At 62.6% G+C, this 25,058-nt stretch carries 19 protein-coding genes; 3 read left to right on the top strand and 16 right to left on the bottom strand.

Going from position 1 to position 25,058, the window contains the following annotated elements; genetic code table 11:
- Positions 1-39: 39 nt before the first annotated feature.
- The 5 genes from PQR32_RS04390 to PQR32_RS04370 form a co-directional block, all read right to left on the bottom strand.
- The gene (locus PQR32_RS04390; protein WP_408222631.1) at positions 40-567 is read right to left on the bottom strand and encodes an SRPBCC family protein; all 528 of its coding nucleotides are present in this window, start codon (positions 565-567) and stop codon (positions 40-42) included.
- Positions 568-616: 49 nt separating this feature from the next.
- Entirely contained in the window at positions 617-1,030 is a 414-nt protein-coding gene (locus PQR32_RS04385; protein ID WP_408222629.1) for a YciI family protein, read from the bottom strand.
- A 150-nt stretch (positions 1,031-1,180) separates the two neighbouring features.
- Positions 1,181-1,534 carry a YciI family protein gene (locus PQR32_RS04380; protein ID WP_408222627.1) on the bottom strand — a complete coding sequence of 118 codons (354 nt, stop codon included), beginning with the start codon at positions 1,532-1,534 and terminating at the stop codon, positions 1,181-1,183.
- A 370-nt stretch (positions 1,535-1,904) separates the two neighbouring features.
- Positions 1,905-2,378 carry a hypothetical protein gene (locus tag PQR32_RS04375; RefSeq protein ID WP_408222625.1) on the bottom strand — a complete coding sequence of 158 codons (474 nt, stop codon included), beginning with the start codon at positions 2,376-2,378 and terminating at the stop codon, positions 1,905-1,907.
- Positions 2,379-3,408: 1,030 nt separating this feature from the next.
- Positions 3,409-3,681, bottom strand: a complete 273-nt coding sequence (locus PQR32_RS04370) for a DUF1488 family protein (RefSeq protein WP_095421882.1) — start codon at positions 3,679-3,681, stop codon at positions 3,409-3,411.
- Between the two features lie 799 nt (positions 3,682-4,480).
- Here PQR32_RS04370 and PQR32_RS04365 point away from each other — a divergent pair.
- Complete coding sequence (locus PQR32_RS04365; protein WP_408222623.1) at positions 4,481-4,954, top strand: GNAT family N-acetyltransferase; 474 nt, start codon at positions 4,481-4,483, stop codon at positions 4,952-4,954.
- Positions 4,955-4,989: 35 nt separating this feature from the next.
- Positions 4,990-5,340, top strand: a complete 351-nt coding sequence (locus PQR32_RS04360) for a DOPA 4,5-dioxygenase family protein (RefSeq protein WP_408222622.1) — start codon at positions 4,990-4,992, stop codon at positions 5,338-5,340.
- Positions 5,341-5,375: 35 nt separating this feature from the next.
- Here the strand turns inward: PQR32_RS04360 and PQR32_RS04355 are convergent, their stop codons facing one another.
- The 6 genes from PQR32_RS04355 to PQR32_RS04330 all read right to left on the bottom strand — a co-directional run bounded on the left by PQR32_RS04355 (position 5,376) and on the right by PQR32_RS04330 (position 15,471).
- The gene (locus PQR32_RS04355) at positions 5,376-5,687 is read right to left on the bottom strand and encodes a high-potential iron-sulfur protein (protein ID WP_408222620.1); all 312 of its coding nucleotides are present in this window, start codon (positions 5,685-5,687) and stop codon (positions 5,376-5,378) included.
- A 50-nt stretch (positions 5,688-5,737) separates the two neighbouring features.
- Entirely contained in the window at positions 5,738-6,427 is a 690-nt protein-coding gene (locus PQR32_RS04350) for a nitroreductase (RefSeq protein ID WP_408222618.1), read from the bottom strand.
- A gap of 106 nt (positions 6,428-6,533) precedes the next feature.
- Complete coding sequence (locus tag PQR32_RS04345; protein ID WP_408222616.1) at positions 6,534-11,477, bottom strand: response regulator; 4,944 nt, start codon at positions 11,475-11,477, stop codon at positions 6,534-6,536.
- Positions 11,478-11,806: 329 nt separating this feature from the next.
- Positions 11,807-12,529: a PepSY-associated TM helix domain-containing protein gene (locus PQR32_RS04340; protein WP_408222614.1), complete on the bottom strand. Its 723-nt coding sequence runs from the start codon at positions 12,527-12,529 to the stop codon at positions 11,807-11,809.
- On the bottom strand, positions 12,526-13,209 hold the full coding sequence (locus PQR32_RS04335) for a Fe2+-dependent dioxygenase (RefSeq protein WP_408222612.1): 684 nt from the start codon (positions 13,207-13,209) through the stop codon (positions 12,526-12,528). The genes PQR32_RS04340 and PQR32_RS04335 overlap by 4 nt, the downstream gene beginning before the upstream one ends.
- A 69-nt stretch (positions 13,210-13,278) precedes the next feature.
- Positions 13,279-15,471 carry a TonB-dependent receptor gene (locus PQR32_RS04330; RefSeq protein WP_408222610.1) on the bottom strand — a complete coding sequence of 731 codons (2,193 nt, stop codon included), beginning with the start codon at positions 15,469-15,471 and terminating at the stop codon, positions 13,279-13,281.
- Positions 15,472-15,924: 453 nt separating this feature from the next.
- Between PQR32_RS04330 and PQR32_RS04325 the strand changes: the two genes are divergently transcribed.
- Entirely contained in the window at positions 15,925-16,920 is a 996-nt protein-coding gene (locus PQR32_RS04325) for an aldo/keto reductase (protein WP_408222608.1), read from the top strand.
- 30 nt (positions 16,921-16,950) lie between these two features.
- On the opposite strand, the gene PQR32_RS04320 is transcribed toward PQR32_RS04325, so the two are convergent.
- The 5 genes from PQR32_RS04320 to PQR32_RS04300 all read right to left on the bottom strand — a co-directional run bounded on the left by PQR32_RS04320 (position 16,951) and on the right by PQR32_RS04300 (position 25,031).
- Positions 16,951-17,520, bottom strand: coding sequence for a YbhB/YbcL family Raf kinase inhibitor-like protein (locus tag PQR32_RS04320; protein ID WP_408222606.1), 570 nt, complete (start codon positions 17,518-17,520; stop codon positions 16,951-16,953).
- Positions 17,521-17,559: 39 nt separating this feature from the next.
- Positions 17,560-18,396 (bottom strand): ROK family protein, encoded by an 837-nt coding sequence (locus PQR32_RS04315; protein ID WP_408222604.1) that lies wholly within the window; start codon positions 18,394-18,396, stop codon positions 17,560-17,562.
- A gap of 35 nt (positions 18,397-18,431) precedes the next feature.
- Positions 18,432-20,042 (bottom strand): glucose-6-phosphate dehydrogenase, encoded by a 1,611-nt coding sequence (zwf, locus tag PQR32_RS04310; RefSeq protein WP_408222602.1) that lies wholly within the window; start codon positions 20,040-20,042, stop codon positions 18,432-18,434.
- A gap of 154 nt (positions 20,043-20,196) precedes the next feature.
- A complete protein-coding gene (locus PQR32_RS04305) occupies positions 20,197-22,995 on the bottom strand; it encodes an MGH1-like glycoside hydrolase domain-containing protein (RefSeq protein ID WP_408222600.1) in 2,799 nt (932 codons plus the stop codon).
- Positions 22,996-23,045: 50 nt separating this feature from the next.
- Positions 23,046-25,031, bottom strand: a complete 1,986-nt coding sequence (locus PQR32_RS04300) for an amylo-alpha-1,6-glucosidase (protein WP_408222598.1) — start codon at positions 25,029-25,031, stop codon at positions 23,046-23,048.
- Positions 25,032-25,058: the final 27 nt, after the last annotated feature.

Genomic DNA, 25,058 nt, shown 5'->3' with positions numbered 1-25,058 from the left:
GGTTGTGGGCAGGGCGCGGCTTGGGCCTGTGCGCGGTATTCAACGCGCCTCGGCGAGCGTTTTCAGATTGTTCAGGCCGTCTTCGAAATCCTTGCCGACCATTTTGTCCATGTTGAAGAACACCTGGATCAGCTTCGACATGAACGGCGTGGGTCCGTGCATAGCCCAGGTCACTTCAGTCGTGCCCGCTTCGGGCTTCAACGTGAATTCGGCCATGTTGTGCGCTTCGAACGGCTTCAGAAAATCGAGGTTCAACGTCACGCTCGAGGGCACGGCCGTATCGACGATCTCCATTTGCCCGACGCCGACCTTTTCGCTTTGCCACGCATAGCGCGCGCCCTTGCCGTTCGGCGTGCCGCTATAGGTGCCTTGGGCCGCGGGGTCTTTGCGCAGAAACGGATTCCACAAGTTGAATTGGTGAAGATTGTCGATCAGTGCATAAATCCGCTCGGGCGGCGCCTGGATGCGCACGCTGCGTTCGATGCGAAATGTGTCGGGCCGGGTCGCGGCGTAGACCAACAGCAGGCCCACGGCCGCGATCACGGCTATCAGTATGGTCTTGAGCATGATGAATCCTTCGATAAAGCCGGACCGGCGCGGGCCTCGCGTTGCGGCTTCAGCGCTTGCCCGCTTCCAGTTCACGGAACCGGTCCAACTCCGGGCCGGGTTCGAAGTCGTCGAGTTCGAACAGTTGACGCACTTCGATTTCGCCGTCCGCTTGCTCGCCGAACGGCGCCGGAAATCGCCGCGCCCATTCCATCGCTTCTTCACGCGAGCGCACCTGGATCAGGGTGTAGCCCGCAATCAATTCCTTGGTTTCCGGAAACGGACCGTCGACCACCGCGCGCTTGCCGCCGCTGTAGCGAACGCGCCAGCCTTTCGAACTCGGTTGCAGGCCGGTCGCGTCGAGCAGCACGCCGGCCTTGGCGAGCTCTTCGTGGTACGCGCCCATCGCGGCGATCAGGGACGCTTCCGGCATCTCGCCAGCTTCACTGGCAGCGGTCGCTTTTACGAGGATCATGAATCGCATCGCCGTTACTCCTTTGTCGTTCTGAGAGGGAGAGCCGCGCCCGTGGGCTGGCTTCTTACTCACACGACGAGCAACGCACAGCCGGATCGACACACTCGCCGACCCGCCAGGGAAAACCCCGAGAACACATGCTGTCGATGCGCGAATCGGCTAGAGGAAACAAGGTCCGAGCTTGCGGACTTCGACCGTGCACCAGGTTGCCGCCGGGCAGGCTTGCGCGATGGCCACGGCTTCTTCGCGCGTTTCGCAATTGAGGAGAAAGAACCCGCCGACCATTTCCTTGGCTTCGGCGAACGGGCCATCGAGCAGTTTCGGCTGGCCGTCGCGCACCTGAACGCGCACGGCGTCATTCAGCGAAGTGAGCGATTCGACAGCGACCAGTTTGCCGCGCTCTTTCAGATCGGCGGCAAAACGGACCATCTGGTCGTAGACTTCGCGGCCCGCAGCTTCACCGCGTTCAATGCGTTGGTCCGGGGGTTCGACGATGAGCAGCATATAAGACATGGCGTCTCCGATTTGATCGCGCCGCAGACGTGAACGCCCTGGAGGCGTATGAAGGCAAAAACGCGTTTGCGGTGAGTTGGCGAGAGGCAGTCTAACAAGCATGAAAGCCTCCGGCAAACCCGATCCGGCGCTGGCGCGACGGCCAATCGGGCGTCTTACGGAGACTCGTAATATCCGCACGGCATGGGGGGTTTTTTTACCGTGCGACACGATGATGCCGCATTGAAGTATTCCTCTCCAATGCGCTAAAGACCGTTCGCAGTACAACGAATAGCGCTACGAAGTGGAACGTCAACGCGGCTGAATAAAAAAACGCCCACATGGGGCGTTTCACTTGCGTTTATGCAAGAGGAGAAACCCGTGCGTGCGCTCAGACCGTGGCTTCCGCAATCGCCTGCACCTGCGCGGACCTCATCAATCCTTCGATCATTCTCGCTTCCGCGCTCGCAATCTCGCTCAACGATGCCACGGAGAGTTGACCATCTAGAATCGCCAGCGCCGTGCACAGGCGGGCGTATTCACCGTCTTCCAGTGCCCACGCGCCTTCGTCGTGTTCACGCGTGTCGAGCTGCACCATCGCCGCATGCGCGCTTTCGATGTCGGACAACACGTCCTCGCCGAGGCCGAGGCGCGCAAGTTCTTGCGACACCAGCAAATGCCGGCTCAAGGTCATATGCAGATTCCGCGAGCCGTGGCCGTGCCGGAATGCATCGAGGGCGGTGTAGCACTGCAAAAGCATCGCCGACGTGACCGGCTCATGGGCGGTGCGGCTATAAGTCAACGCGCGCAGCAACGGGGACATGGCCGACGGGTTGTGCTTGCGGACTCGCGATTTACTGGACATATCGGTTCAACCTCCTTCTCTAACTCTCGGCTTCGCCACCGAATTCTTCTGCTCTCCGGTGGCAAACGCCGCCGATACGCCGGCGGCTTGACAGGCCCTGATGTGAGTCTGTACAGCCATCATCGCAAGCAACTATTAAGACAGACTTAAACAACTTCAAGTCCGGTTTGTATGAAGCATCTCATACTACGCGGCCGGCCGGTTGTTCGACGCCGCCTAAAAGCACACCGCGCAGTGCAACGCTGGCATATCGGTTCGAACTTGCCAATTGCAAGTCGCGTTGCGCGTCACGACGAAAAAAACCCTGTTCCCGCACGGGAACAGGGCCAGACAGGATGGAACAGTCGTACTCGCGCGTGGATGCTTGCCGACCTATAACCACCACAAACTAACAAAGCTGTTGTTACTTGAACTGCACCTGCTAAAGCTGTTGCTGCTTGAACTGCCACTGCAAACAAAACTGTGCTGCCTATATTGCTGCTGCAAAAAAGCTTTCGTTTCGGAACTGCTCACTGCAATCACAGCCGGGTCCTTTGCCTTCAACATCGCCTGGCTGCAACCCCCTGCTGATTCACGCGCTAATTGCATGGATCGCGCGCCGTTTGCATTGCTTCGACTACCTACTGCTTTACTGCCCTGCCGCGTCCGACAACCGCGGCAAACTGCCATCAACGGTACGGTTCAAAACAACGCGGGGGAAGACCGCGTCGATGGGGCTCGGTGATTTGTCGCTCCATGGAAAACAGTGTATTCGGGCACTTGCGAATGCAATTGGGCGAAGCGAAGGGATTTGGCGGGCCAGTTTGGCGAATCGGTGTAACAGACCGATTTCCTCAGATGTGAGCGGCGCACAGAAGCGCCGCCACGGCGAGACACACGATTATTTTACCGGGCCAATTCGTCGTCGGCGACCTTGGCCGCGCGGCCGAAAAGCGCCGATCGGATCGGCAACGAAACGAGCGACGGCACCGTCACCGTCGCTCGTTGAACTTTGAACATGTGCGCTTGCAAGACGAGCGGCGTAGTCTCATCAACCCCGGGCGGCGAAATCGCTGATCGTCAGCAGGACTTTTTCGCCGGGACGCGCCAGCATTTTTCTTTCGGCCACAGCGGTAATGCGTTTGCGCCCGTCCGCGAACGTCTTCAATACACGTTCCTCGCCGGCGTCGCGTTGCAACCAGAAATGCTGTTCCAAGGCCTCACGCGTGACGGCGCACTCGAGGTCCCGTCCTCGCGTCGAAAGCTGGAAAATCACCGCGCGTCCGTCTGCCGAGACGCTTGGTTCAAGCTCGATAATCTCCATGGCCCACCTCGCAAAGTTCGTTAAGCCGCTCGCCGTCCTGAACGAACGACACCGAAAAAAACTGAATACCAACGCGAAACCACGCGTCGAGTTCTTTTGACTGACCAATGCACGCTATCGCGCCACGGCCACGCTCACCGTGCGCTAGACCACCGTCGAGTGGGTCGTGGCATGCGCGCTCAACCAGCGCGGACGTTTCGCGCGGAACTCATGCAGCCGCGCATTCAATCCTTCCGTCATGGCTTGCGTGCCGCGCCGCACGCCTCGCGACGCGGACAAAATCCCGAACCAGGAATGCGGCGGCCGAAGCTCGTGGCACGTGCCGCGCGCATCGACAAAGCGCAGCAACCGGTATAAAAGACGAGCGTCATCGCGTCGCCGTCGACCCCGTGTGTGACCGTATGTGGTTTCGTATTCAGCATTTTTCGTCGTTATGCCGGGTTGGCGTCGTTCCTCGGCGGTTCGACGTTCGAACCCGCACGCGCCAGCAATTCGCGGATAAGGCAAAAGCAAAGCGCATGCCAATGAGCACAAAACACGTCGCGCGAACCGCGGCGAGCGCAACGCAAACAGACGGCACAACGCCTCGGGCACGCCGGAAACGCCGAGCGCGCCTGAGGCGGCGCACGCGACGCGCGCGAATCCATCGTAGCGCGGACCATCGGCCGACGGCACCGGCACGACCGGCGAACAGCAAAGTCGAGAGGCACAAACATAACCGCGTGGTAAAAAAGCGCTGCTGGCGCGACAATTCACAGCCATTCTTACTAGCCGCCGGCACGCCGGAAACGTTACCAACATGTCCGTTCAAGAACCTGCCTTCACCCTGCGTCCGGCATTGGACACGGACGAGGCCTTTCTATTCGAGCTGCGCAAGGCGACCATGATGGAGCACCTCGCGCGCGTCGGCGAACCGTCGGACGATACCGAGCATCGCGCGCGTCTGCTGCATCGTTATGACACGGCGCGCGTGATTTGCATCGACGGCGCGCCCGCCGGTTTGCTCAAAGCGCATCGCACCGACGCCGAGTGGGTCGTCGTGCAGGTGCAGATCACGCCGGCGCTGCAAGGGCGCGGCATCGGCGAACGCGCGCTGCGTACGGTGTTGCGCGCCGCGCAGGCCGACGCATTGCCGGTGACCCTCAAGGTGCTCAAAGGCAATCCCGCGCAGCGCCTGTACAAGCGCCTCGGCTTCGAGATCGTCGGCGAAGATGAGAGACAGTTTCACATGAGGCGCACGCCGCGCGCGTCGACGGAAATTGAAGCAGAATGAATGTCGGATAAAGACTGATACGCAACGGACTTGATATGACCTTTCGCGACACCTCCGCCATCGCAAGCTGGCACGCCCACGTGTATTTCGATGCAAGCAGCCGCGACGCCGCGTGGACTTTCCGCGAGCAGATCGACGCGCACTGGGGCGACAAACTTCAACTGGGCCGCTTTCACGAGCGCCCGGTGGGACCGCATCCCATGTGGTCGTATCAACTCGCGTTCACGCAGGCGCAATTTGCCGAACTGGTCGGCTGGCTCACGCTGAATCACGGCGCACTGGATATCTTCGTGCACCCGAATACCGGCGACGCGCTACGCGATCACCGCGACGCAGCCGTGTGGATCGGCCATTCGCATGAACTGGTGCTGAGCGCGTTGAACTAGTCGCCGCTCGAAGCTTGAGCGGCGACTCTCGCGGTTCACATATTCGAGTACGAACTGCACCAGCCAGGCGCCGCGACCTGCTTGTCGCCGAACAGCGTGCACCCGCCGTATGCGTCGTTGGCTTTGCCCTGGAACAGCGAGCAGTTGGCGCAGGTCTGTCCGGCGGCGTAGCCGGGGAATTTCGCCTTGTCGACCTTGGTCGCATCCGCCTTATAGCCAACGGCTTGCGCCTTCGGATCGGCTTCGTTGAGTGCGTTCGCCGTATCGGCGAAGGCGGCATGGGTGAGCATGAGCGCCGAGCCCGCGCTCATGCCCAGTAGCAGAAAATGACGACGCGATGTTTTCATATGGGTCCGATGGAGAGTGGGGGACTTGCCTCGATCGCGATCAATCGCCGTCAATCGAGAAATCGCGTGAACCGTTCGACTGGTTCGCGCTCGGTGCGTAACGTGTTGACCAAAGCGTTTTCGTCGGCGAATCCGAGCGACATGCCGCACACCAGTTGCTCTTCAGGCGGCAAGCGGAGTTGCTCCGCAATCACCCGATGAAACGGCGTAAACGCGGCCTGCGGACAGGTATCGAGACCCCGCCCGCGCGCGGCCGTCATGATCGCCTGCAGGAACATGCCGTAGTCGAGCCAGCTGCCGCGCTCCATCACCCGGTCGATGGTGAAGAACAAGCCCACCGGTGCGCCGAAGAAGCGGTAGTTCTGCGCATGCTGTTCGTGCATACGCGCCTTGTCGCCCTTCTCGATGCCGAGCAGGCCATACAGATCCCAGCCGATTTTGCGGCGCCGATCGATATACGGCGACACCCATTGATGCGGGTAGTACGGATATTCTTCCTGATACAGCGCGTCGCGTTGCGGGTCGTCGTAAGCGTCGAGCAAGGCCTGCGAAAGACGCGCGAGCGACCCGCCCGTCACCACGTAGACTTTCCACGGCTGTGTATTGGTGCCCGACGGCGCGCGGCTGGCGGCTTCAAGAATGGCTTCGATGTCGGCGCGCGACACCGGCGTGGGCAGAAAGGCACGAATCGAACGCCGCGTGACGAGCGCGGCGTCGACTTCGTTGGCGGGTGTGGTCATCGGCGAATTCCGGCGGAGCCAGCAGTCGTGGCGGTCTGCGGGAATTCTAGCGCGAGCGCCCACTTTCCCGCTGGCGGGCCGGCAACGCCGGCCGCGCGCAGCGGGCTTAGCGCAGCGGCGTTTTCAGCGCATCGATGAGATCGAGCGGATCGTAGGGCTTGCGCAGCAGGATCGCGTGCGGCAAAACCCTGCGCTGCTCCGGCGTGAGCACGAGGTCGTAGCCGGTCAGGAAGATCACGCGCAGATCGGGCCGCTCGCGGCACACCTCCAGCGCCAGCTCGATGCCCGACTTGCCCGCCAGCCCCACGTCGGTCAGCATCACGCTGATCGCGTGTTCGCTGAGAATCCGCTTGGCGTCATGCTCGCCTTCGGCTTCCAGAATGTCGAAGTCGAACGTGCGCAACAATTCGGCGGTGCTCACGCGAATCAGCTCGTCGTCTTCCACCAGCAGAATCCGCGGCCGCGTCTGAGCGACGAAACTATCGGCGCCATCCGGCACCACGGGCGGATCGATCTCGAGGAGATGCTGCTCGGCCTCGGCGATTTCGGCGGCCTGCGGATTCTGCGCTTGCAGTACGTAGCGAACTTTGCGCGCCAACGCTTCGTGCGTGTACGGCTTGCTGAGCAATTCGATGCCTTCATCGAGCCGCCCCGAATGCACGATCGCGTTATCCGTATAGCCCGACGTGAACAGCACCGCGATGGCCGGCAATCGCTCGCGCGCCTTGCGGGCGAGTTCGGTGCTGCGCAGCGGACCGGGCATCACCACATCGGTAAACAGCATGTCGATCGGCACGCCGCTTTCGACGATCGCCAGCGCGCTTTGCGCGTCTTTTGCCTTCAATACCCGGTAGCCGAGATCGGAGAGCATTTCAACCACGGTCGTGCGTACTTCCTCGTCGTCCTCGACCGCCAGAATGGTTTCCGTGCCGCCCTTGGCAGGACCGGCGTCGATATTTGTTTCAAGGTCTTCTTCCTGGCGCACCCGCGGCAGATAAATGCGGATCGTCGTGCCGTGGCCTTCTTCGCTGTAGATTTTCACATGGCCGCCGGACTGCTTGACGAAGCCATACACCATGCTCAAGCCGAGCCCCGTGCCCTGACCTTCGGGCTTGGTCGTGAAGAACGGCTCGAACACGCGTTCGCGTACTTCCGGCGACATCCCAGCGCCCGTGTCGGTGACCGCCAGCATCACGTACTGGCCCGGCGTGACCTCTGCGTTGCGTTTGGCGTAGGCGTCGTCGAGCGCCGCGTTGCCGGCTTCGATCGTGAGCTTGCCGTGTCCGTTCATGGCGTCCCGCGCGTTGATCGCCAGATTCAGCAGCGCGTTCTCGACCTGAAACGGATCGACCAGCGTATTCCACAAGCCGCCGGACACGATCGTTTCGATTTCGACGCCGTCGCCGAGCGCGCGCCTCAGCATGTCGTCGAGTCCGCGCACGAAGCGGCCGAGATTGACGACCTTCGGCGCCAACGGCTGACGCCGCCCGAACGCGAGCAGTTGCGAAGCGAGGTTCGCGCCGCGCGCCACGCCGGCCAGCGCATTGCGCACGCGCTGCTCGGGCTTCTCCGAACCGGCGACGTCTTTCGCCAGCAATTGCAGATTGCCGCCGATCACTTGCAGCAGGTTGTTGAAGTCATGCGCGACGCCGCCCGTGAGCTTGCCGATCGCTTCCATCTTCTGCGCCATGCGCAGCGCTTCTTCGGCGTGCCGCAGCGCTTCGGTGGTTTCCTTGTCGGCGGTGACGTCGCGGCCCACGCCGTGAATGCGCGCCGTGTCGGGATCGAGCGCGAGCGTCCACGCGACCCAGCGCCATGTGCCGTCGATCCGCTTGAAGCGGTTTTCATAACGCACCGGTACGCCCGTGCGGCGCAGTTCGGTCAGATGCGTGCGGACAGTCTCGACATCATCTGGATGAACCAGATCGACGTAGGAACGCGACATCAGCCAGTGCGCGTTATGACCGAGCGCCGTGCTCCACGATGGGCTCACGCGCTGCAAGCGGCCTTCGATATCGGCCACCACCAGCAGATCCTCGCTCAACTCCCACAGACGGTCGCGGTCCGCCACCGTCTCGATCACGCGGCGCTCCAGCGTTTCGTTCAGATCGCGCAACGCGCTCTGCGCCTTGGCACGCTCGGCGATTTCGCTTTGCGCCGCCTGATACAAGCGCGCGTTGTCGATGGCAATCGCCGCCTGCGCGGCGATGCCGGCCACGATCCGCTCGGCGCGCTCGGTGAACACGCCGGGCTCCGGGTGGCCGAAGAACAAGCCGCCGACCACTTCGCCGCTGCGCGACTGCACCGGCGCGGCCAGATAGCTGCGCACCTTCAGATGGCCCTCCGGCATGCCGCGATGCGGCGCGTTGTGGCCATAGCGCGGATCCTGCGTGATGTCGTCGACGCGGACGATGCCTTCGCCCTGGAACGTGGGCGCGAACACTGCCGTGTTGCGCGGCATCGGAAACCGCTCGAACGCTTCTTTCGGCACGCCGGACAGCGTGTACAGCATGTAGCTGCCGCCCTTTTGGTCGAGCACGTTGTAGAAGAACGAACCGAATGCGGCGCCGGTCAGTTCGGTGGCCGCGTCGGTCACGATCTGCACCGCACGGTTCAGATCGAGTTCGGCCGCCACCGTCGAGCCGACGCGATTGAGAATCTCCAGCGTGCGCGATTCCTCGCGCAGCTTCATCTCGGTCTCGCGGCGCAAACGCGCGAGTTGCAGGTTGCCCGATACGCGGGCCAGCAGTTCGCGCGCAGAGAAGGGCTTGGTCAGATAGTCGTCGGCGCCGTGCTCGATGCCGTCCACACGCGCTTCCTCTCCCGCACGCGCGGACAGGATCAGCACCGGCGTGTCGCGCAAGTCCGGATCGGCGCGCAGTGCGCGCAGCAGGCCGAAGCCGTCGAGGCGCGGCATCATCACGTCGGAGAGCACCAGATCGGGCGGTTCCGCGCGCGCGGCTTCCAGCGCGGCCTGGCCGTCGGTGGCGAGCCGCACGTCGTGCCCCGCCGCCCGCAATATGCGGCTCATGTACTCACGCAAGTCCGCATTGTCGTCGACGACCAGCAGCCGCGCGGCGGCGACCGGCGCAGCCTCGGGCGACGCCTCGCCCGCGGGCGTTGCGCCGATCGACGCATCGGCGAGAATTTCGTTCTCCGGACTCCAGCGCAACGCGGCATCGACATAGGTGCGCGCGTGCTTGCTCATGGCGGCATGCACGGCTGCGTCCTCGGGCTGGGACAGCACGGCGCCGCGCGGCAGCGAAACGGTAAAGCACGCGCCTTCGCCGAGCACACTGTCGACCCGCACCGTGCCGCCGTGCAGCTTGACCAATTCCTGCACCATCGCAAGCCCGATGCCGCTGCCTTCCACGGAGCGACCCGGTGCGCCCGCTACGCGATGAAAGCGCTCGAAGAGGCGCGGCACTTCTTCTTCCGCAATGCCGATGCCGCTATCCGCCACGCTGATCTCGACGCCGCCGCCTTCGTCAGCGCGAACCGCGACCCGGATCGTGCCGAAAAACGTGAACTTGTACGCGTTCGACAGCAGGTTCATCACGACCTTTTCCCACATCTCGCGGTCGAGCTGCACGACCACGGGCGTGGCCGGAATCTCAACTTCGAGACGCAAGCCGGCCGCCTCGATCGCGGACTGGAACAGCGACGCAAGCTCGGCCGTGAAGGAGGCGATGTCGGTGGGCTCCGTGTGAATCTGGATGCGTCCCGCCTCGATCCGCGAGAAATCCAGCAACGCGTTGACGAGCTTCAGCAGGCGCAAGCCATTGCGATGCGTGATCTCGATCAGCGCGCGGTCGTCGATATCGCTGCCCGTTTGCGCGCTGTCGACGCTCGCGGTCTGCTGCGGCTTGGCGAGCAGTTCTTCGAGCGGGCCGAGCATCAGCGTCAACGGTGTGCGGAATTCGTGGCTGATGTTAGAGAAGAACGTGGTTTTCGCGCGGTCGATCTCGGCCAACGCTTCCGCGCGCCGCCGCTCTTCCTGATACGCCTGCGCGTAGCCGATCGCCGCGCCGATCTGGCCGGCGGCCAGGTTCAGGAAGCTGCGATAAGCGTCGTCGAAAAGGCGGCAAGGATTCAGGCCAGCGATCAGCAGCACCGTCTGCGTCGACTCGCTGCCGGGCGACACCGGCAGGATGACCGCCTGCTCCGGCGCAAGATGCCACGCGCCGCTCGGCAACGCGATGCCGAAACGCTGCGTCAAGTCGCGCACCATCTGCGGCGCCTGGATCTTGAGCACGTCGGCGACCGGCCAGAGAGAATCGTCGACGCGCATCGTTTGCGGCGCCGCCGGATGGCCCGGCTCGATGCCGCACGCGCCGACCAGCGTGACCGTGTCGCTGCCGGGTTCGGCTGCGTACAGCAAGGCGAATGGCAGGTCTTGCGGATTCGACTGCAACGCGCGCGCGCTGAGTTCGCACGCCTCGCGCCAGTCGCGGCCGTCCGGACTGACCGCCGCCAGTTCCTTCAGCAGCGCCAATTGCCGTTCGCCGACCACCTGCACGGTGTCGTCGCTGTTGGCGCAGATGATGCCGCCGGGTTCGCCGTCTTCGCCGGGAATGGGGCTGTACGAGAAGGTGTAATACGTCTCCTCGGGAAAGCCGTTGCGCTCCATGATCAGCAGTTTCTGTTCGACGAAGATGCCCTCGTCGCCCGCCAGCGCGGTAGCCAGAAGCGGCTCGATGTCGGTCCAGATTTCCCGCCACACGACGTGGGTAGGTTGACCGAGCGCGAGCGGGTGCTTGCCGCCGATGATCGATTTGTAGGGGTCGTTGTAGAAATAGAGCAGCTCGTCTCCCCAACCGATCCAGATCGGCTGACGCGACGTGAGCATGATGCGGATCGCGATCTTCAGGCCTTGCGGCCAGGTGTCGGGCGCGCCGAGCGCCGTCTGCGTCCAGTCGTAGGCGCGGATCCGCGCGCCCAGCTCGCCGCCGCCGGCAAGAAAGGACGGGGCGGCGAAGCCGGCGGGCGGTGCATCCGACATGAAGCGGTCCGGCTGTGTCAACGCGATCTCCTCGACGCGGCGGGTCATATTCGTGCGGACCGCTATTGCAAAAGCGGTGCCTGATACGACGGATGGCTGGCGATCACCACGCAATTGATGTAGCGCGATTCTCGCACGTAGCGGTGTGCCGGAGGAAGATGAGACGACGCGCCGAAACCCCAAGCAGCGGGCTTTTCGCGGCGCGGAAGTGAGCGTTATGCAGAGGATTGGGCGGCGTCGGCAAGACACCGCGAAATGAAACGGAAGTGCAGGTAAAACGTACCTTGATGCAGCGCGTTGGAAAAGGCAATTTTCCCGATCGCAGCGCCTTTGGCGTGCGACCGGTTTTTGTCCATCACGCCATGCTTGCAGTGTCTTTACAGCAGGCCCATACACACCGCGGCGACGATCGATCCCAGCACCAACGCCGCGCCGATGGTCTTGCGTTTGTTCAACTCCGTCCACAGCAGAACGCCGGTGAGCGACAGCAAAATGATGCTGCCTGCTAGCGTATCGATCAGCAGCACCCAACCGACGCTCAGACCGACGCCCTTATGCAGGTTCGTCATCATCGCGAGAAAGGTGTTCTCGCTGCGCTTGACCGTCACATAGCCGTTGCCCACCCAGTACTCGGCGGAGGTGTTCTCGTGCGGCGACGCGAAGTTGAGCTGCCAGTGTTCCGGCTGGACGACGCTACGCTCGCCCCATGCGACCGGATGCGCCGGCTCTTTCTGAACGCGTCCGGGCGTGCCAGCCAGCTTCAGTTCGTGCTTGAGCCACTTGCCCAGATCGCGCGGCGTCTCCGGCGCCGGTTGCGGCAGCGGCACCTGCAACACCGCGACTTGCGGCTCGCCGGTCGACACTTTGAGCGGCCCGCCGCGATGGTTCAGCAGGAACCCCGTGGTACCGAACAACAAACCCAGCGCCGCTCCCCACAAGCCGATCCAGCCATGCACTTTGCGCAGCCATTTGACGAAGGTGGCGCGGCGCGAGCGCTGCTGCCGCGCTTTCAATTCGTCGTTATCCAGCCGCCGCGACTCAAGCGTCTCACGGTCGATGCCCACGGGCGATTGAATGTCGATTGCCTCGGGTACGCTCACGTTTCGCTCCAGGTCCGCAACAGGTTGTGATAAATGCCGACGAGGCTGCGGCGCGCGGCATCGTCGGCGTTGGTGGCGTTCAGCCGTTGAATCGCCGTGTCCATGTCGAACAGCATCGCGCGCTGCGTGTCGCTGCGCACGAGGCTTTGCACCCAGAAGAAACTCGCGATCCGCGCGCCGCGCGTGACCGGCGTGACCTGATGCAAACTCGTCGCCGGATAGACGATCATGTCGCCGGCCGGCAGTTTGACCTGTTGCACGCCGTATGTGTCTTCGATCACGAGCTCACCGCCGTCGTAGTCCGCGGGGTCGGAAATGAACAGCGTCACCGATACATCGGTGCGCAGCTTCACGCCGTTGGGCAGCACGCGCACGGCTCCGTCGACGTGACTGCCGAACTGCATGCCGCCTTCGTAACGATTGAAAAGCGGCGGGTACACCTGGTTCGGCAACACCGCGCTGATGAACAGCGGGTTGCGCTCGATCGACGCGAGAATCACGTCGCCGAGCTCGCGTGCAATCGGCGTGTGCTCGGCGATCTGCTGATTACGCTTGACCGGCGCGCCCTGATAGCCGGCGGTCGCGCGGCCGTCGACCCAGGCGTCGCCCGCCTGGTCGAGCCGCTCGCGCACGAGCCGCAACTGCTCGGCGTTCAGTACGTTCGGTATGTGCAACAACATGGTGTTTCCTTTTTGCGTCGGCTTGCCGTCTTCGAAAACGGCAAGCCTAACGCATCCGTTCAACGCGTTTCAAAAGCGGTAGTCGAACGTCGCCAGCAAAGTGCGTCCGATGCCCGGCACGGAGCGGCCGCCGTCCGACGGAATCAGCGCGTCGTAGTAGTACTTGTTGGTCAGGTTCAGCAGGTTCAGGCGCACGTCGTATTTCTTCGCGTGATACGCAGCGGTCGCATCCCAGCGCGTGTAGCCCGGCACCTGCACGTAGTTCGTATTCGATGCGTAGCGCGGCGACATATACGTCGGACCGCCGCCGATTTCCCAGTGCGGCGTGATCGCGTAGGTGGTCCAGAACATCAGCGTGTTGCGCGGCGTGTTGGCCGGCACGTGCCCTTGCGTACCGTCGCGCGCCTTCAGGATGATGGCGTCCATGTAGGTGTAACCGCCGAACACTTGCCACTTGTCGGTAATGTGGCCCGTCACGCCGGCCTGGAAACCGTCGACGCGGATGTCGCCGTCGAGTTCGTATTCGGTCGGCGAGACCTGCGTGCGCGCGTTGGTCTTTTCTTCGCGGAAGAATGACGACGTCACCGAGAGATTGCCGCCGAGCAGATCCCATTTGCCGCCGACTTCGTATGATTTGGTCGACTCAGGCGCAAGGTTCTGCGTGAGGTTGGTCACCGTCAGCGCTTCGAGCGACGGGTTGAACGACGTGCCGTACGACACGTAGTACGACTGCCAGTCGGTCGGCTGATAGATCACGCCGGCGCGCACGCTGGTGAAGAAGTTGGTCTGCGTTGCATAGCTCGGCAGGCTGATCGAGTTGTGGATCTGCGCCTGGAAGCGATCCCAACGCAAACCGCCGATCACCTTCCACTGCTGGCCGATCGACACGGTGTCGTTCACGTACGCGCCAATTTCGTTCGCGCCGGAATCGGCGTAGTTGCCGACCGTGGTGGTCACCCCGGCCGGGTTGGACAGATACGCCGGGTTCAGCATCGTCACGACCGGCAAGTTGTTACGGGTGGTCGCCTGGTTCGAATAGCTGTCGTGGCCGAGGTCGACACCGGCGATCAGGTCATGCTTGATCGGGCCGGTGACGAACTTGTATTGGAGCATCGTGTCGTTGTACAGCGAGTGGTTCTCGATCACACGGTCGTGGCTTTGCAACTTGATGAAAAGTTGCGACGGCGACAGCGTCGTGAAATTGCCGTTGCTCAACGCGGGACTGGTAGCGAGCGGCCCCGTCAACACCGCTTGCGGCGCGGTTTCGCGCGCGTCGGTCATCGAGTGCGAGAACTGCGTCTGGTTGGTCAGGATCAGGTTGTCCGAGAACTTGTGCTTGACCGCGGCGGTGACCGTCTGCACGTCCTGAATCGTGCGGTCGGTGGTCAAGCCGTAGAACGTGTTCTTCGGCACCGGCGACGGGCGGCCGTTCAACGCCTGCACGCCGTAGTCCGGCATGTCGTAATTGTGCTGGATCAGCGCGGAGATCGTCACTTCGGTCGGCGTGCCGATCCCGAAGCGCACTTCCGGCGCGATGCCGTAGTCCTTGTTCTTCATCTCGTCGCGCGTCGAACCGAGGCTTTGGCCGAATGCGTTCAGGCGAATCGCCGACGTATCCGTCAGCTTATGGTTCACGTCGACGGTGCTGCGATATTTGTCGTCGGTGCCGATCATGCCCGTGACTTCCGCCGAGTCGTGCAGGTTCGCCTTCTTGCTGACCTGGTTGATCACGCCGCCCGTCGAGCCGCGGCCGAACAACATCGACGACGGACCGTACAGCACTTCGATTTCGTCGAGGTCGAACGTGTCGCGATAGTACTGGTTACGATCGCGGAAGCCGTCCAGATAGATGTCGTTCTGTGCGGTGAAGCCGCGCAGGTTGATGTTGTTGCCGATCTGGCCGCCTTCAGCCGCGCCGATCGTCACGCCCGGCGCATTGCGCAGCGCGTCCTGGAACGAAGTGGCGCCTTGCGATTGCAGCACGGCCTTGTTGATGACGGTGACGGTCTGCGGAATATCGCGCAACGCCGTGGGCGTCTTTGCACCCACCGTCGAACGCTCCGCCTGGAAGTCCTGTTGTTCAGCCTGCGCCGCGACGCCGATGGTCGGCAAGGTGCCGCTGTCGCTTGCGGTGGTCGTCGTCGCATTTGCATTCGCGGCCGGCGGCTGCGAAGTGGTTTGCGGAGCAGTCTGCGCGACCGCCGGAGTCGCAAAGGGAACGGCAAAAGCTAACGCAGTCGCAAGCGGCGTGTGGTTGAACATGGGAATTCCCGTCGGAGATGCGCTTGCCGGATTCGCATACCTGAGATGGAATCGATGACGAAGTCGCAATTGGCTGGCTGCCGGTCTCGTGCGCAGTGCGCAGACGACGGGATGGCTGGCTATTGGTTAAATGAGAATCGCTATCATTCCACACGCATAAAAGCGCATCAATCGCGGCAAGCCTTACCCCTAGTAACGGAATTGTTTCTATTTTTTACGGATGTATGGATTTTGTAATTTTAAGTGCCGTTATCACGTCAGTTTATTACTCGTTTGTAATGTGTAGTTTGTTGAAACGTAAGCCATTTGAGGCCGAAGCAAAAAATCCATCGCCGAAAAGCTTTCAAATTCATAACATTCGACAGCGTCTGCTGCCGGCACTAAATCCCGACTCCGTTTATCCTTTTTGCAACACTGCCTATCGAACTGTTCCGTTCATCTCCGGAGTTGACCATGCAATACCGCAAATTCGGCCGCACCGGCCTGACCGTTTCGCGCCTGTGTCTCGGCACGATGACCTTTGGCCTGCAGACTGAAGAAGATGTCTCGCATCGCATTCTCGACACGGCGGCGGATGCCGGCGTGAACTTCATCGATACCGCCGACGTTTATCCGCTCGGCGGCACCGAGAACATTGCCGGCCGCACGGAGGAGATCGTCGGGCGCTGGCTGAAGGGCAAGCGCGAGCGCTTCATTCTGGCGACGAAAGCAGTGGGCAAGATGGGACCGTCGGAGTGGGATCAAGGCGCGTCGCGCAAACATCTGCTGAATGCTATCGACGCCTCGTTGCAACGCCTCGGCACGGATTACGTGGACCTCTACCAGCTCCACTCCGACGACGCGAATACGCCGCTCGACGAAACGCTCGAGGCGCTGGACGTGATCGTGCGATCAGGCAGGGCGCGCTATATCGGCGTGTCGAACTTTCTCGCATATCGGCTGGCGCGCGCCTTGGGCCGCGCCGATGTCTTGCGCGTGGCGCGCTTTGTCTCCGTGCAACCCCGCTATAACTTGTTGTTCCGCCAGATCGAGCGCGAATTGTTGCCGCTCGCAGCCGAAGAGCAATTGGCCGTGATGCCGTACAACCCGCTCGCGGGTGGCCTGCTCACCGGCAAGCATCAACTGGATGCTGCGCCGACGTCCGGCCGTTTCACCGAAACCGTCGGCGAGGCGGGCGCGATGTATCAGCAACGGTACTGGCACAAACGCGAGTTCGAGACGATCGAGCAATTGAAAGCGATCGCGGCGTCGACCGGCGAATCGTTGACGCGGGTTTCGCTCGCCTGGGTGCTGGCGAATCCGCTCGTCACGTCGGCGATTATCGGCGCGAGCCGCGCCGAGCAATTGAGCGACACGCTCGCGGCGTCCGAGCTCCTGCTCGATGAGCAGATCAAGACGCAGCTCGATGAAGCCAGCATGGAATACCGTTGGGGTGACGCAGCGCGATGAGCGTAGTCGCCTGTCGCTAAGCCGCCGCGTTCATCGCCCGTAACGCAGCACGGTACTCGTCGCCGCAATCACGTGGTCCTTGATTGCGGCGAACAACGCGTCCCGTGTCAAACCGGGCGGCAGCGCATCCGGCGGCAGATCGAGCGCATAGACTTGCGCGACGTAGTGATGCGGGTTGTCCCCCACCGGCGGGCATGGTCCGCGATACCCGGTGGCACCTGTCTGATTCGCGCCGGCGACGCTGCCAGGCGGCTGGCTGGCGCCCGCGCCGAGCGAGGTCGTCGAGGGCGCGACGCCATATAGCACCCAGTGCACGATCCCCAGCCCCTTCCCGCCGTCGGGATCGAAGAGAGTGACCGCATAACTCTTCGTGCCGGCGGGCGCATTTCGCCATTGCAGAGCCGGTGACACATTGCCGCCACCGCAATTGTTCGCGCTCGCCGCGTGGCTCGAATCGAGCGTGCCGCCGTCGGCCAAACCCGGCGACGAGACCATGAAGACTTCTGCCGCTCGGACATGCGTCGCGCCCAGCGCCAGCGCGGCAGACACGCCGACCGATAACAGGCGTCGTGCGACGCCGAAGCGACTGCTGCGAATCATCGTTTCTTACTCCGTCCAAGGTTCAGCGGCGGTCCAACATCACTTGAAGCGGCCCGTCCGCTCATTCGCTTCCGGCAGTTGCCGCGTCTCACGCACGGACCTCGGATGCCATAAACGCGCGCCGCCTTCGATACCCGCGTCGTTCGACACGGTGGCTACGTTCGCCGGCAAATCGATGGTGAGGCGCGCCGCATTGCCGCCGCCGATCCACAGCTTGTCGTAGTTCACGAGCGTACTCAGAATCCCAATCACCTTCTCAACGCGCCGGTTCCATCTTTTATTCCCGGCTTTTTCGCGTGCCGCGTCGCCGATGTATTCGTCGTACGCCACGCCCTTCTTGCTGACCGGATGATGCGCGAGCTCCAGATGGGGCATCAGCTCGCCGTCGCGAAACATCGCCGTGCCCGCGCCCGTGCCGAGCGTCAGCACGAATTCGAGGCCCTGGCCTTCGATCGCGGCGAAGCCCTGCATCTCGGCGTCGTTGATCATCCGCACCGGCAAGCCGCCCAGGCGCTGCGCCAGCGAATCGGCGAGCGGAATGTCGTGCCAGCCTTCAACGCCGAAGTGCGGCGCGGTCAGGATGCGATTGTTGCGTACCACGCCAGGGAAGCCGATCGACATCAGCGTAGGCGGTTCCTGTTCGACGAGCGGCGCAACCAGCTTCGCCAGCGCGTCCACGAGTTGATCCGGCGTGCACGGATGCGGCGTCGCGACCCGCAGGCGCTCAGTTTTCATCTTGCCCTCGGCGTCGATGATCGCGGCTTTCAAACCGGTGCCGCCGACGTCGATTGCCAGAATCCGCTCGGTGCTGGCGGTTACTTTAGTCTTACTTTTCGCGTTGCTCGTCGTCTTGCCTGTCGTCTTGCGTGTTGTCACGGTGTCCCCCCGTTGTGTTGGTTCGGCTCGTTGACTTACTTCTTCTGCACAGCATCCTTTTTCAACGGCCGCCATGCGTGACCGTCGCGCGCCAATAGCGCGTCTGCTTCCGCGGGGCCTTCGCTGCCGGCCGCATAACCGTGCACTGGCATCGCGCCGCCGGATTTCGGATGCAGCACGTCGTCCACCGCACACCAGCTCGTTTCGATGCTGTCAGCGCGCTGGAACAGCGTCTCGTCGCCGAGCATGCAGTCGTAAAGCAAGGTCTCATAGCCGACATTGGCGCGTTCCGCGAAGAAATCGCCATAGTCGAACGACGACTGCACCGCGCCGATCTGCATGACGGGCCCCGGCGTTTTCACATTGAAGTCGAAGCTCGTGCCGTGAGCCGGATCGATGCGCAAGGTCAGCACGTTCGGCGTGAGCGCGTCGACGGGTGTGTCGCGGAACAGGCGGAACGGCACCGGCTTCAGTTGCACCGAAATTTCCGTGCGACGCGCGGCCAACCGTTTGCCGGTGCGCAGATAGAACGGTACGCCGGCCCAGCGCCAGTTCTCGACGAACACGCGCGCCGCGGCGTAGGTTTCGGTCGTGCTGTCCGGCGCGACGTCCGGTTCTTCGCGATAGCCGACGCCGGCCGGGCCTTTTTCGTATTGGCCGAACACGACATCGTCCGGCGTCAGCGGCTTGATCGCGTCGAAGATTTCGGCCTTCTTGTCGCGCACGGCTTCGGCGTCGAACGAATTGGGCGGCTCCATGGCGACCATGCCGAGCAACTGGAACAGATGGTTCGGCAGCATGTCGCGGAACGCGCCGGTCTGTTCGTAGAACTTGCCGCGCCCTTCCACGCCGATGGTTTCCGCCGCCGTGATCTGCACGCAGTCGATATATTCGCGCCGCCACACCGGTTCGAACAGCGCGTTGGCGAAGCGCACCGCGAGAATGCTCTGCACGGTGTCCTTACCGAGAAAGTGATCGATGCGATACACCTGATCTTCTTTTGCATACGACAGGATGTGCGCGTTCAGATCTTTTGCCGAAGCGAGATCGGTGCCGAACGGTTTCTCGATCACGATGCGGCGGAAGCCGCCGCCGCTGTCGTCCTCTTTCAGCAGACCCGCTTTGCCGAGATGCTCGACGATCGGTTTGAAAAAGCGCGCGCTAACGGCAAGGTAGAAGATCACGTTGCCGCCCTGCGTCTGCTCGAGCTTTTGCTTGAGCTTCGTGAAGATATCGTCGGTTTCGAATTCGCCGGCCATGTATTCGAGACGTTGCGCGACCCAGTCCCACGCCTTGTCGTCGAGCTTGCCGGCGTGGAAGGTGCTGGCTTTGTCGGCGGCGAACTGCTCGAGCGACTTGTGCAGGTCTTCGCGCCACACGCTCGTCTCGCGCTCGCCATGATTCACGCCGATGATTTTCATCCCGCCGTCGAGCAGGCCATCCACCGCGAGGTTGTACAGCGCCGGCATCAGAAGCCGCTTGGTCAAGTCGCCGCCGGCGCCGAAGATCACCAGCGTGCACGGCGGCGCGGGCCGCTTGCCCGGCGGCGAGGCCGGCGCTTCCTGCGGGCTCGCGCTGACTTTGCAGCTCGGTGGTTGACTGGCGGCGGGGCGATCGGCTGCTGGGGTATTCGGTGTAGTCGACATGGGATTCACTTTTGGAAACCAATGGAACGGACGTGGTGGTACATGAAAGACCACGCTTGAACCCACACAGTTCAAAAACGGCCACGCAACCTGTTCACCAGGCGACGTTGTATGGCTTGTGTAACCTCGTGCCCGCTGGCGCCGCCGCTGCGCCCTACTTCGCCGATGCGTGCGCGGGCTCGGGCGACGATGCCGGCGCCACCGGCGCAGTGGCTTGCGCCGAAGGTGAAGTCGGAATCGGCGCCTGATCTGTTTCGCCCGCCAGCGGCACATTGCCCGACGCGCTCATCGCGCGCGGCTGCAACAGCAACGCAACCAGGCCGGTCCAGCCGGTCTGATGCGAAGCGCCCACGCCGCGCCCGTTATCGCCATGGAAATACTCATGGAACAGGATCAGATCGCGCGAACGCGGGTCGGCCTGCAACAGCGGATAGGCGCCCATCACCGGACGCTCGCCGTCCCTGTTCTTGAGAAACAGCGTAGTGCAGCGGCGCGCCAGTTCGTCGGCGATCTGGCTCAGCGAGAACTTCTCGCCCGAGCCGGTCGGATACTCGACCTTGAAATTCTCACCGTAATAGCGATGAAATTCGTATAGCGACTCGATCAGCAGATAGTTCACCGGCATCCACACCGGACCACGCCAGTTCGAATTGCCGCCGAATACGCGCGTATCGGATTCGGCCGGCAAATACTTCACGGTGAAACTGTCGCCGTTGTGATTGAACACGAACGGATGATCGCGGTGGTACCGCGACAGCGCCCGCACGCCATGATCGGAAAGGAATTCGCTTTCGTCGAGCGCGCGGCGCAACAACGCTTTCATGCGATGCCCGCGCAATAGCGAGAGCAGCAACGCATTGCCCTTGCCCGGCTCGTTCCAGCGCGAGACCAGCCTCGCCAGATCAGGGCGATGTTCGAGGAACCAGACAAGCCGTTCGCGCAGACCCGGCAAGCCGCCGTGCAGACGCTCTTCGAGCACGTGCACCGCGAATAGTGGAATCAGACCGACGATCGAGCGCAGCCGCATCGGAACGCTACTGCCGTCCGGCAGGTGCAGCTTGTCGTAGAAGAACTCGTCCTCGTTATCCCACAGGCCCGTTTCGCAGCCGTCGTCGCAACTCACGGCCTCGGCGATATACAGGAAATGCTCGAAGAACTTCACGCCGATGTCGACGAATACATGATTGGCGTACGCGAGTTCCAGCGCGATACGCATCAGGTCGAGCGCGTACGCGGCCATCCACGCCGTACCGTCGGACTGATCGATATGGCCGCCGGTCGGCAGCGGCGACGAGCGGTCGAAGATCCCGACGTTATCCAGGCCAAGAAAGCCGCCCTGAAAAATATTGTGGCCGTCGGCATCCTTGCGGTTCACCCACCACGAGAAATTCAGCAACAGCTTATGGAACACGAGTTCCAGAAAATCGCGATCCGCCTTGCCGGTCAGCGCGCGGTCGATTTCATACACGCGCCACGCGGCCCACGCATGCACGGGCGGATTGGCGTCGCCCAGCGCCCACTCATAGGCGGGGATCTGACCGTTCGGATGCTGATAGCGGTCCTTCACCAGCAGTAGCAACTGCCGTTTCGCGAACGCTGGGTCGATCAGCGCGAATGCGGCCGCATGAAACGCCAGGTCCCAGGATGCGTACCACGGGTATTCCCACTTATCGGGCATCGACACGATGTCCGCATTGCACAGATGCCGCCAGTCCATATTGCGGCCGCGTTTGCGGCTGGCGGGCGGGGTCGGCTGAAGCGGATCGCCGTCGAGCCAGCGCTGCACGTCGTACTGGTAGTACTGCTTCGACCACAGCATGCCGGCGAGTGCCTGGCGCTGCACAAGGCGCGCATCGGGGTCGGTGATCTCGTGTTGCAGCGCGCCATAGAATTCGTCGGCCTCGGCGATGCGATGCGCGAAGATCGCGTCGGCATCGAGTTGCACGTCGTCGGGACTCGACTGCGGACGCCAGCGCAGGTACACCACGGCGCGTCCATACGGTTCGAGTTCGAGCGCGGCATGTGCGCCGGCCTTGGTGCCGGTGTCGCGGCGAATCGCCTGTTCATCGCCGTGCACGAGGTAATCGTTGAAGCCGTCTTTGAACGGGCCCGCGCCGTCCATGTTGAAAAGGCGCTTGACGTTGGTGTCGTTCTCGCAAAAAAGCCACGTCATCTGCGGAGCGTCTTTCGACCAGGCGGTGACGACAATCGGCTCATGGCCATGCTGATGCCCGACCACATGGGCCTCGCCGGTGTGGTCCGTGCCGGCGGTGAGCGAGGGCTTGTCCTTGTTGTCCTTCCACGACCATGAATTGCGTGCCCAGATTTGCGGCAGCACATCCAGCGAGGCCGCCTGGTCCCCGCGATTCTCGATGGTCACGCGCATGAGAATGTCGTCCGGCGCGTGTTTGGCGTATTCCACCTGCACGTCGAAGTAGCGCAAATCGTCGAACACACCGGTGTCGAGAACTTCGTACTCCGGCATGTCGCCGCCACGGCGCACATTTTCCTGAACGAGGTCGTCATACGGAAAGGCGGCTTGCGGATACTTGTAGAGCATGCGCATGTATGAATGCGTCGGCGTGCCGTCGACGTAGAAGTACAGTTCCTTCACGTCCTCGCCATGATTGCCCTGCGCATTCGTGACGCCGAACAGGCGCTCCTTCAGGATCGCGTCTTTGCGGTTCCATAACGCGAGCGAAACGCACCAGCTCAGCTTGTCGTCGCCGAAGCCGGCAATGCCGTCCTCACCCCAGCGATACGCGCGGCTGCGCGCATGGTCATGCGGAAAATAATCCCAGGCGGTGCCGTCCGGGCTGTAATCCTCGCGCACAGTGCCCCATTGACGCTCGCTGAGATACGGCCCCCAGCGCTGCCAATGCGCACAGTCAGCAGAATGCAGCCGTGAACCTTCAATGGTGGCGAGCAGATTGGCAGCGCGCAGCGGTGGCATGACGACATCCTTGCATCGGGCTTGCGGTGGGACACACATCGTAACGCGGTTTAGACGCCGGCGGTCGCCAACCCGGCAAGCAGGTGTTCAATGCGCAGCAACTCTCCCAGCGACCACGCCTGAAACGGCGTGCCGGCGGGTGCGTGCGGCGCATCGCCGTCGGCGATTTCGGAGAGATGGTCGAGACCGGCGTGGTCGAGATGCGCGTAAAGCGGGTCGAGAAAACGCGTTTTCGCCTGCATACGGGCATCCGCCGCGCCACCGTGGACTCGCAGCCACGCTTCGACGAACGGACCGAGCAGCCACGGCCACACGGTTCCTTGATGATAGGCGCCATCGCGCTCGAGTGGAGACCCGCCGTAGTGTCCGCGATACGCGGAGTCGGATGGCGCAAGCGTCCTCAGTCCCAGCGGCGTGAGCAACTGTGCTTCGACCTGATCGAGCACCGCGCGCGCCGCCGCGCCCTCGAGCAATGGAAACGGCAGGCCGCCTATGGCAAAAATCTGATTCGGCCGGATCGCGCGATCTATCGCGCCTTTAACGTGGTCGACGTCCACGTTATCGAAAAGCGCTTGCGTGGACGGATCGACGAAGCGTTCATGAAACGCTTGCAACGCTCGCTCAGCGGCCGGCTGCCATTGCGGATTCCACGTTGCTGCAATGCGCAATGCGTTGATCCAGAGTGCTTGCACCTCGACCGGCTTGCCGATGCGCGGCGTGACCACCCAGTCGCCGACTTTCGCATCCATCCACGTGAGTTGCGCGCCGGCTACGCCGGCGCTCAACAGGCCATCGTCCGCTGACGCCTGGATGTTGAAGCGCGTGCCGTTCGTGTAGCCCGTGAGGATGGATTCGCTGGCCTGCTGCAGGCGTTGCCGCGTTTCAGCGCTCGCGTGATGCGTCGCCAGATAGTCGCGCACGGCGACGATAAACCACAACGATGCGTCGACGGAGTTGTATTCCGGTGTGTCGCCATCGTCGGGAAAGCGATTCGGCAGCATGCCTTCTGACAACGTACTCGACCATTCGAGCAGGATCGCTTCGGCGTCGTCGAGCCGGCCCGATGCGATCAGCAAGCCCCGCATCGCGATGAAGGTGTCGCGGCCCCAGTCGGTGAACCAAGGAAAGCCGGCGAGGATCGTGCGGCCTTCGTTACGCGTTACGACGTAGGCATCGGCGGAGCGCTGCAAACGCGGGCCGAGCGCATCGCGGCGTTGCTGTTCGATGCGCGCGAGTTCTGTTGCGTGGATTGCTGCCGCCTTTGCATTCGCCGGTTGCGTTCCGCTCGTGGCGCCTGAAGCGCTGAGAATCATCACCGCTTCACCATCGGCGAGATTGAAGCTGAACATGCCGGGCGTCGCGAGATCCTCGCTGAAATCGAGGCCGCGTTCCCGCTCGCGAACGTAGCAGAAGTTGCGATACCAATCGGGCGCGTGCGTGTAGACGCCGTTCGTCGCGGCGTGGACCACCGGCAGGTCGCCGTAGGGTTGCCAATTTACGCTGGCCTGGTCGTCGCTCGTCTGCGCGTTGAAGTTGAACGCGGCGTTTTCATGGTGCAGCGCATGATAGTCGCGGCCCGACAGTAGCGGCCTGACTTTCAACGTGAGCGCGTCCGTTTCAGAACCGGCTCCGGCACCATCTTCCAGACGCCACCGCAAAACCGTTTCGCGGGTCGCCTTGCTGACGAACACGTCAGCGGTCATCACTAGTTGCGCATCGAGTTGAAGACGCCACGTTGGCCACGGCTTCGTATCGAACGAGACAAGACTCGCTGTCAGATCCGGATAGATCGCGTCCGGCACGTATCGCTGCATGCTCAATGGATAACGCTCGCCGTTCGCTTCGAGCCACGCCTCCACGCCGTTGACCAGCACCACACGGCCGCCCGGCGCGCGCGTCGCGGTGAGCAACAACGCGTGATAGCGGCGCGTGCGCAGCATGCCCACGGCGCCCGACGCGAAACCGCCGAAGCCGTCCGCTTCCAGCCATTCGTCTTCGAGACGCGTGATGTCGAAAGGTCGTTCGATGTGTGTCATGAACTTACCGGTTGAGCAAAGCCGTCC

Source organism: Paraburkholderia dipogonis (genome assembly GCF_046027395.1).
GTDB lineage: Bacteria > Pseudomonadota > Gammaproteobacteria > Burkholderiales > Burkholderiaceae > Paraburkholderia > Paraburkholderia dipogonis_A.
The sequence above is the reverse complement of the archived record's forward strand: the minus strand, read 5'-3'. Positions and strand labels throughout refer to the sequence as shown.

Bases quoted from the DNA above. Each gene is read 5' to 3' on its own strand.
- PQR32_RS04390 (WP_408222631.1), bottom strand. From the start codon at position 567: ATGCTCAAGACCATACTGATAGCCGTGATCGCGGCCGTGGGCCTGCTG.
- PQR32_RS04385 (WP_408222629.1), bottom strand. From the start codon at position 1,030: ATGCGATTCATGATCCTCGTAAAAGCGACCGCTGCCAGTGAAGCTGGC.
- PQR32_RS04380 (WP_408222627.1), bottom strand. From the start codon at position 1,534: ATGTCTTATATGCTGCTCATCGTCGAACCCCCGGACCAACGCATTGAA.
- PQR32_RS04375 (WP_408222625.1), bottom strand. From the start codon at position 2,378: ATGTCCAGTAAATCGCGAGTCCGCAAGCACAACCCGTCGGCCATGTCC.
- PQR32_RS04370 (WP_095421882.1), bottom strand. From the start codon at position 3,681: ATGGAGATTATCGAGCTTGAACCAAGCGTCTCGGCAGACGGACGCGCG.
- PQR32_RS04365 (WP_408222623.1), top strand. From the start codon at position 4,481: ATGTCCGTTCAAGAACCTGCCTTCACCCTGCGTCCGGCATTGGACACG.
- PQR32_RS04360 (WP_408222622.1), top strand. From the start codon at position 4,990: ATGACCTTTCGCGACACCTCCGCCATCGCAAGCTGGCACGCCCACGTG.
- PQR32_RS04355 (WP_408222620.1), bottom strand. From the start codon at position 5,687: ATGAAAACATCGCGTCGTCATTTTCTGCTACTGGGCATGAGCGCGGGC.
- PQR32_RS04350 (WP_408222618.1), bottom strand. From the start codon at position 6,427: ATGACCACACCCGCCAACGAAGTCGACGCCGCGCTCGTCACGCGGCGT.
- PQR32_RS04345 (WP_408222616.1), bottom strand. From the start codon at position 11,477: ATGACCCGCCGCGTCGAGGAGATCGCGTTGACACAGCCGGACCGCTTC.
- PQR32_RS04335 (WP_408222612.1), bottom strand. From the start codon at position 13,209: ATGTTGTTGCACATACCGAACGTACTGAACGCCGAGCAGTTGCGGCTC.
- PQR32_RS04330 (WP_408222610.1), bottom strand. From the start codon at position 15,471: ATGTTCAACCACACGCCGCTTGCGACTGCGTTAGCTTTTGCCGTTCCC.
- PQR32_RS04325 (WP_408222608.1), top strand. From the start codon at position 15,925: ATGCAATACCGCAAATTCGGCCGCACCGGCCTGACCGTTTCGCGCCTG.
- PQR32_RS04320 (WP_408222606.1), bottom strand. From the start codon at position 17,520: ATGATTCGCAGCAGTCGCTTCGGCGTCGCACGACGCCTGTTATCGGTC.
- zwf (WP_408222602.1), bottom strand. From the start codon at position 20,042: ATGTCGACTACACCGAATACCCCAGCAGCCGATCGCCCCGCCGCCAGT.
- PQR32_RS04305 (WP_408222600.1), bottom strand. From the start codon at position 22,995: ATGCCACCGCTGCGCGCTGCCAATCTGCTCGCCACCATTGAAGGTTCA.
- PQR32_RS04300 (WP_408222598.1), bottom strand. From the start codon at position 25,031: ATGACACACATCGAACGACCTTTCGACATCACGCGTCTCGAAGACGAA.